Annotated in this window: 4 protein-coding genes; 3 read left to right on the forward strand and 1 reads right to left on the reverse strand. The window is 42.2% G+C overall.

Annotated features, from left to right (window positions below; all coding sequences use genetic code 11):
• Positions 1-163 precede the first annotated feature (163 nt).
• A complete protein-coding gene (locus tag C3K47_RS19200; protein WP_103790788.1) occupies positions 164-1,078 on the reverse strand; it encodes a metallophosphoesterase in 915 nt (304 codons plus the stop codon).
• Between the two features lie 299 nt (positions 1,079-1,377).
• On the opposite strand from C3K47_RS19200, the gene C3K47_RS19205 reads away from it, so the two are divergent.
• From C3K47_RS19205 to C3K47_RS19215, 3 genes are all read left to right on the forward strand, one after another.
• The gene (locus C3K47_RS19205) at positions 1,378-1,920 is read left to right on the forward strand and encodes a phage tail protein (RefSeq protein WP_103790789.1); all 543 of its coding nucleotides are present in this window, start codon (positions 1,378-1,380) and stop codon (positions 1,918-1,920) included.
• A gap of 80 nt (positions 1,921-2,000) precedes the next feature.
• Positions 2,001-3,146, forward strand: coding sequence for an ABC transporter substrate-binding protein (locus tag C3K47_RS19210; protein WP_103790790.1), 1,146 nt, complete (start codon positions 2,001-2,003; stop codon positions 3,144-3,146).
• 50 nt (positions 3,147-3,196) lie between these two features.
• Positions 3,197-8,640 (forward strand): putative Ig domain-containing protein (locus tag C3K47_RS19215; protein WP_207765334.1); only part of this gene is annotated, 5,444 nt, incomplete at its 3' end.

Raw genomic sequence — 8,640 nt, forward strand, 5'->3', positions numbered from 1 at the left:
CTAACACTAAAAATAGTAACTTCGAAAAACTGCCTGTATAGGTTAATTAGGATTAACAACATCCAGTGTATAGTTAATCCAGGATTTATTCACTAATCTGTATAGTTATTTCAGGACGGGTCAGTTGAATTATCATTGAATAGACCCAACAAAGGTATTAGTGCTAAGTAACTATTTCTATTGGGCTCACTTGATGATTTTGGGGCCTGAACTTGCGAAACTCCATAGCTCTGAACTCTTTTTGATCATTATGGTCGAAGGTCATTTTTCCAAGCATTGAGCCGTTTTCAGCACCTTGTCTTATAATAACTTCTTGTTTAAGTTTATTTCTCAATACCAGCGCATTCAATTGTTTGTTTTCACCATGCCCACCAATAATGATATCGATGTTTTCAGATTCAAGAGCCAGGTCTTTATTATTGAAATGTTTTGAATCAGTTCCTAAGTGCGAAAGACAAATCACCACATCACAATTTTTTTCTAGCTTCAACTTATTGGCAATTTCAGTAGCTGACTTGTATGGGTTTTTAAATCCTGTTATGTTTTGAACTTTTGGTCCCACTCCGGTAATGCCAATTCTTAGTTGGCCCGATTTAAAAATGGCATAAGGTAAAACCTTAGTTTGAAGTACAGGATTGGTAAATGTATAGTTGCAGTTTATCAAATTAAAGTTAACGTACTGGGTTAAAGCAGCTAAATGATCTTCCCCATTTGCCATTTCTTTATTTCCCAGAGTTGCAGCATGGTAGCCGGTTTGATTCATCAGTTGGATTACTTTCTTATCATATGCAGTTTCGCCCAGGCCATTTAAAAAATCACCTGCATCCAGTAAAAATCCGAGTGTATCATTGTTCTTATAACTTTTTGAAATGAATCTTACCCCTTCATTATTCAAAAGGTCATCGCCAATGGTTCCATGTAAATCGTTTGTATGATAAATGACCAATGAATTATGCAGGTTTTCCAAGGTCATTACTTTTTGGGCCGAAGCTCCTAAAGCTTTTATTGGCTTGTTGAGTAAAAAAATTCCCGCTAAAGCTGAACCCGTTCTAAGAAATGTTCTACGATTATTAGTCATGTTAAACTTTTAGATATTGATTTTCAGAGCATAAAACTATAAAGAAATTTTATTTTCAATGAGTTAATTAACAATCGCGATTGTGGAATTGTTCTTCGAGTAAGGATTGATTCATCTAATTGATTGTTATTCAATTGTTTAAACATATAATTTTGGGGAAATATTTTTTTGTTTGTGGAAATTTTGCCCTACTCAAAAATAAGTTTTATAATTGCGCTGCAAATCAGGAGGTTACTCTTTAATCGCAAAATAGCTTTTACACTATTCAAACTCATTTTAAATAAGCACTACTATATACTATGGATGAAGAATTAATGGGGGTCATTAAAATTTTTGCAGGAAACTTTGCTCCCCGCGGATATGCATTATGTCAGGGACAATTACTTTCTATTGCTCAAAACCAAGCACTTTTCGCAATATTGGGCACTACTTATGGAGGTAACGGACAAACAACATTTGCTCTTCCAGACTTAAGAGGACGTGCCCCAATCGGTGTTGGTCAAGGACCTGGTTTATCGAACTACGGAATTGGTCAGGTAAGTGGTGCAGAGACAGTAACACTTATGCTTAACAATTTGCCGGCACACAACCACCCTATTACTGGTTCTGTACAATTGCCGGTAAATGACAGTAATGCCGATGTTGACAGTCCAATAGGTGCATACCTTGGAACTCCGGCAACTTCTATTTATAGCGGAACGACAAATGCCGTAGCTGCAAATCTTAATACAAATCTTGCTACAGGAGTAGTGGGGAATAACTATCCTGTTTCTATAATGCAGCCATATCTTGCGGTAAATTATATTATTGTTATGTCTGGTATCTTCCCTTCAAGAAATTAAGGGAATGAGCAACATATAAAGTAAGCGGACAACAACTTTGTCCGCTTACTTATTTTGAGTTTATCATATCAAAAATAACTATGACAGAAATCAGAGTAGGGGTGCTACTCCCTCGCTCTTCATTGTATCCAACTTTATCAATCGACTTAATGTCGGGTTTTAAAGCCTATTTAAAAAAATCCGGGGTTCCTGTTAAGGTGTTTTCTGAAAATATAGGATTTGGAGAAGTAGAAGCTACTATTTATAACAAAGTAGAAAAGCTTCTTTTGGATGAAGATGTTTCATTTGTCATAGCATTTATAGATCAAAGTGAGGCTTATAAACTTGTTCCATTATTTTCTAAGCTTAATAAGCTTCTAATTGTAATGGATCCGGGTGGACACATTCCCACCGACTGGCAAACCTCTCCATATTGTTATACATTATCTCTTCAGGCTGCTTTTGGTAGCAGGCTTACAGGTGAGCTTGCTGGGACAGAGGGGGCCGTTCGCCCAGTTTTCGCTACTTCTTTTTATGATGGCGGGTATTTGCAATGCTTTGCTTATCAGAAAGGGATTGAGGCCGGCGGAGGAGAGATTCAATCTAATTTGGTAGTTCCCTATGTCAGAGAGGATTTTAAAATCTCTCCCTTATATGATGTAATGGAACAAAAACAACCTGACTCTATTTTAGCGCAACTCTCAGCAGAATCGGGCGACTATTTCTTAAAAGAGTTCATCGGTAGTGGTTTACACACAAAACTAAAGCTTTACGCTTCTCCATTTATGCTCGAAGAAACCTGGCTTAATACGATTGATTATCCTTTCAATGGTATTAAGGGTCATGTAACCTGGTTTCAGGATCTTGACAATGAATCTAATCAGTTATTTAGAACAACCTTAGGAGACCAGAGCACTATTTTCTCAATGTTTGGCTGGGAAACCGGTCAATTCCTTCTCCTGTTTAGTGCTATTTTAAGTAAATACGATGGTAGAATAGCTGATGCAACTCACGACCTGGAGACTATCACATTTGAGAGCCCAAGAGGTTCAGTTCAAATGCATAGCGCTACTCATCACCTGTTAGCTCCAATGTACATTACTGAAGTTATACCTGACCAATCTGGTAAATGTAAACTACAACGTGTCGATACAGTACCTGATATTTCAGAGAAATTTGAACAATACATAAAAGAAAAGCCTGAAGGAGTTTTCTCCAAATGGACCAATACTTATTTGTGCATTTAATATTCAAAACAATCAACTTATACCTATCCAATAGCAAACATCAATTAATAATGAAGAAACTCTGCTTAAAGGAAAAATTCAATTTAAATCTGAGGAAAACATCGCTTCTCTTACTGATTACGATCCTGTCTCTTTTGTCCAACAGTTTAAAGGCTCAAACCACCCTTGCTCAAGGGGACCTGTCTTTTGTCGGATTTAATGCCAATGCCCCAGATGGGTTTGCATTTATTACCTGGGTTAATCTTGCTCCTAATACTGAAATTAGGTTTACGGATAATGGTTTTAACAGCACGACAACGAGTACTGCCGCTGGCAATTACAGAGAACAGGAGCAATATGTAGTTTGGACCAACAACACAGGAGCTATAATTCCTGCCGGAACAAAAATTACCATTTCTATAAATGCAGCGGCTACCACAACATTTACTAATATTGGTGCAATTACATCTGTAACTAATTCATCGAACGGAACACCGACTGTTGGTATAGCTCTCACAAATACTAGCGGTGACCAAGTCTTTGCTTTCCAAGGTGTTGGTGGAAGTAGTACAAATTCTCCAACTGCTACTTTTACCGGCTCTATAATAGCCGGCCTGGGTTTTTCTGGTTCAACTGGCGCGGCAACGGGCTGGGCATCAACAGGTACCATTAATGCCTCTACTTCTTATCTACCCGGTAACCTAAGCGGCACCAGTCAGGTTTTTTTGGGACCCAATGTAGTAGGAGGAATGTATACAGGTCCAACATCCGGACAAAGTTCTTGGGCCGCATATAAAGCATTAGTGGCTAACCCTGCCAATTGGACTAAAGTTCCTAGTGGAACGGTAGACTTTACTACAATACCAAGTACTATTAGCGTGGGTAGCCCACCAGCAATTACAGGGCAACCATCAAACAGTGCTATCTGTGCAGGAGCTAATACTACTTTTTCAATATCAGCATCAAATGCAACAAGTTATAAATGGCAGGTTAGTACTAATGCAGGAGGCTCTTTTAGCGACTTGAGCAATACTGCCCCTTATTCAGGGATAACTACTACAACCCTTACAATCACAGGAGCTACAAGTGCAATGAACGGTTATCAATACAAATGTATTGCCACCGGTTCTGCCTCTCCTGATGCTACTTCTAATGCTGTAACACTTACTGTAAACCCAGCTCCGGCAATTACTGCTCAGCCTTCAACTAGCTCAATATGTGCCGGAGGTAATACTACTTTCACAGCAACCGCTTCAAATGCGACCGGATATCAGTGGCAGGTAGATCAGGGAGCCGGGTACTCTTACATTTCGAACGGAGGTGTTTATTCTGGCGCTACTACGGCTACCCTTACAATTACTGGCGCTACTGCAGGATTAAACGGCTATGTTTATAGAGTAATAGCTACGGGAGCATGCTTTCCCGATGCTACTTCTAACGGTGCAGCTTTAACAATAAATTCTGCTCCGGCAATCACGGCACAACCCTCAGCAAGAGCAATCTGTGCAGGAGATAATACTACTTTCACGGCAACCGCTTCAAATGCTACCGGTTACCAGTGGCAAGTAGATCAAGGGGCCGGATTCTCAAATATTTCAAACGCGGCCCCTTATTCAGGGGCAACAACAGCTACACTTACAATTACTGGCGCTACTGCAGGGTTAAGCGGCTACGTTTACAGAGTAGTGGCTAGAGGAGCTTGTACTCCCAATGCTACTTCAAATACTGCAGCTCTTACTATCAACTCTGCTCCGGCAATCACAGCTCAGCCTTCAAATAGCTCTGCTTGTTTGGGAGGAAGTACTACCTTTTCGGTGACAGCAACAAATGCAACCGGATATCAATGGCAAGTGAATATGGGCTCAGGGTTTGTAAGTGTAATCAGCGGAGGGGCTTATACAGGAGTTTCTACCCCAACGCTAACAATTCAACCGTCCACTTTTTTGGATGGGGCCATTTATAGATGCATTGTTTCAGGTGCATGTTCTTCGGCTACTTCGAATTCTGCTACTTTAACTATTGGTTCTGCACCGGCAATTGTTTCTTCTCCAGCTAATCAAACGGTTAATGTAGGAGATAATACTTCATTCTCAGTGTCAGCTACCGGACCTACCGGTTACCAATGGCAGGTGGATCAAGGCTCGGGCTTTTCAAACGTAAGCGATGGAGCTCCTTATTCAGGTTCCTCAACTGCAACATTAAACATTACGGGAGCTTCAGGCACTTTGAATGGGTATTCATATCGTTGTGTTGTTTCCGGTAGTTGTTCTCCGGTTGCGACCTCCAATTCAGCAACATTAACTGTAACTGCAACTATAGCAGTGTCTCCGGCTTCGTTATCAGGAGGAACTGTAGGTTCATCATATAGCCAGTCAATTACGGCATCAGGAGGAACAACTCCTTATTCTTATGCGATTACAGCTGGAGCTTTGCCCGCAGGTTTAACTTTAAATACAAGTACCGGGACATTATCGGGTACTCCTACTGCTGGCGGTAGCTTTAACTTTACAGTAAGCGCTACAGATGCATCTACAGGGCCAGGAGCACCTTATTCGGGTTCGAATGCCTATACTTTAACAATTAATGCACCTACCATAGTTGTTTCTCCAGCTTCATCCACATTGTCAGCAGGTGAAATACCTTACTTTTATAGCAGGAATATTACGGCATCAGGAGGAACAACTCCTTATAGTTATGCAGTTACATCAGGAGCCTTACCTCCCGGTTTATCACTGGATATAAATAATGGGAATTTGTCAGGTAATCCTACAACTGCTGGTAACTTTAACTTTACAATAAGTGCTACGGATGCATCTACTGGAACTGGAGCACCTTATTCGGGTTCGAGTACGTATGCACTAACGATCAATCCGCCAACTATAACTCCCGGTCCCATCTTGTCATCTTCTTTTGCAGGTAACCCATATTCCTCCACTATTTCGACAATGGGATTTGGCACAACCTTACCTTATTCTTATGCAATTTCAGCAGGGACATTACCTCAAGGTTTGACATTGTCTTCTGGGGGGGATTTAATAGGAACTCCGACAGAAGTAGGTAGTTTTAACTTTACTATAACGGCCACTGATGCAAGTACGGCAGGAAGGGGAGGACCTTTTTCCGGTTCTACAGCTTATAGTTTATCGATTACCCCACCACTTCTAAACTTATCAACAATCAACATAACATCGGGGCAAGCAGGTTTATCGTATAACAAAGCATTTTCTGCATCCGGAGGAACGACTCCTTATTCATATTCAATTACAGCAGGAGCATTGCCTCCAGGTTTAAGTATGTCTTCTGACGGCACCCTATCTGGTACGCCTACAGCCTTTGGTTACTATTCCTTTACAGTAAAAGTTACGGATGCAACTACAGGTACAGGGGCTCCTTTTTCTAATACAATGCCTGTTGGAATACAAATCAATGCGCCAGCCATAAGTGTTTCTCCAAACACATTGTCAGCATGTACCGCGGGTACTGCATATAACGAAGCGGTTACGGCATCGGGAGGAACTGCTCCTTATGCTTATGCAATTTCGGTAGGAGCTTTACCTACAGGTTTAACTTTGAATACAAGTACCGGGGCTTTGTCAGGTACGCCTACAGCGGTGGGTAACTTTAATTTCACTGTTGCAGCTACTGATGCAACTACAGGTCCAGCAGCGCCTTTTTACGGCTCTAGAGCCTATTCACTAACGGTCAACCCTCCAACTATATCATTTTCTCCAACCAGCTTATCAGCATGCACCGTAGGTACAGTGTATAGCGAAACGGTTACGGCCTCGGAAGGAACCGCTCCTTATACTTATGCAATTACAGCGGGAGCTTTACCTGCAGGTTTGACGTTGAATACAAGTACCGGAAGTTTGACAGGTATTGCGACGGCCGGTGGTACTTTCAATTTTACCGTAACAGCTACAGATGCTACTACGGGAACAGGAGCTCCTTATTTAGGTTCCAGGGCCTATACTTTAACAGTCAATGCTCCGACTATAGCAATCTCCCCATCCACATTGCTGAATGCTGAAGTAAGGGCTTTGTATAGTGAAACAATTGCGGCATCAGGAGGAACAGCTCCTTATAGTTACGAAATTACTTCTGGAGCTTTACCTGCTGGTTTGATTTTTAATCCTTATAGCGGAAGTTTCTCAGGTATTCCAACGGCTAGCGGTACATTTAATTTTACAGTAACAGCTACGGATGCGTCTGTGGGAACAGGGCCATACTTTGGAATAAATTCATATTCAATTACCGTAAATAAAGGGAATCAAGCTATCTCTTTTGCTACTTCGGATACAAAGGTTTATGGTGATGCCGATTATACTCCTTTAGCTGTAAGCTCAAATAATACTATACCAATTACTTATTCAAGTAGTGATAATTCGATAGCAACGATTGTAGCTAACGAAGTACATGTTGTAGGGGCTGGAACAGTAACGATTACTGCCAATCAGGTAGGTAATACTGATTTTAATGCTGCAACACCAGTACAGCAAACGTTAATTATCACCCCGCTTGCCGTAACGGTAACGGCTGAAGCAGGTCAATCGAAGGTATACGGCTCAGCCGACCCGGCAGTTTATACCTATACCTCTATTCCTGTAACAGGAAGCCTTTTAGCCAACGGTCAGTCGGTAATGTTTAGCGGTTCGTTGTCAAGAGAAGCAGGCGAGAACGTAGGGTCAACTTATGCCATCAGCCAGGGCTCTCTTGCTAACAGTAACTATACGATTACCTACACGGGTGCAGACTTTGCCATCACGCCACTTGACGTAACGGTAACAGCGGACGCTAATCAGGCGAAGGTTTACGGATCAGTGGACCCGGCCTTAACTTATACATCGGCACCGGCAGCAGGAACTCTGCTAGCCAACGGTCAGTCAGTAACCTTCAGTGGTGCATTGTCAAGAACACCAGGCGAGAACGTAGGATCATCTTACTCCATCAACCAGGGCACGCTGGCTAACAGCAACTATACAATTAACTATACAAGTTCGAACTTTGCCATTACCCCGCTAGCCGTAACGATAACTACGGACGGAAGCCCGTCGAAGGTTTACGGATCAGTTGACCCGGCCTTCACTTATACTTCCACTCCGGCTATTGGCAGTCCATTGGCTAACGGTCAATCGGTGGCTTTCAGTGGCGCCTTGTCAAGAACACCAGGCGAGAACGTAGGATCCTCTTACGCCATCAACCAGGGAACGCTTGTTAATAGCAACTATACGATCAATTATACAGGTGCGAATTTTGCCATCACGCCGCTTGCCGTAACGGTAACAGCGGATGCCAGCCAGTCGAAGGTTTACGGATCCGTTGACCCGGCATTCAGCTTTGTTTCGGCACCAGCTGCAGGAAGTACATTGGCTAACGGTCAATCGATATCGTTCAGTGGCTCCTTGTCAAGAGCGCCGGGCGAGAACGTAGGAACGTCTTACGCCATCAACCAGGGCACGCTTGCCAATAGCAACTATACAATCAGTTATACCGGAGCCAACTTTGCCATCACGCC

It is taken from the genome of Solitalea longa (assembly GCF_002920915.1).
In the GTDB taxonomy this organism is placed as follows: Bacteria; Bacteroidota; Bacteroidia; order Sphingobacteriales; family Sphingobacteriaceae; genus Solitalea; species Solitalea longa.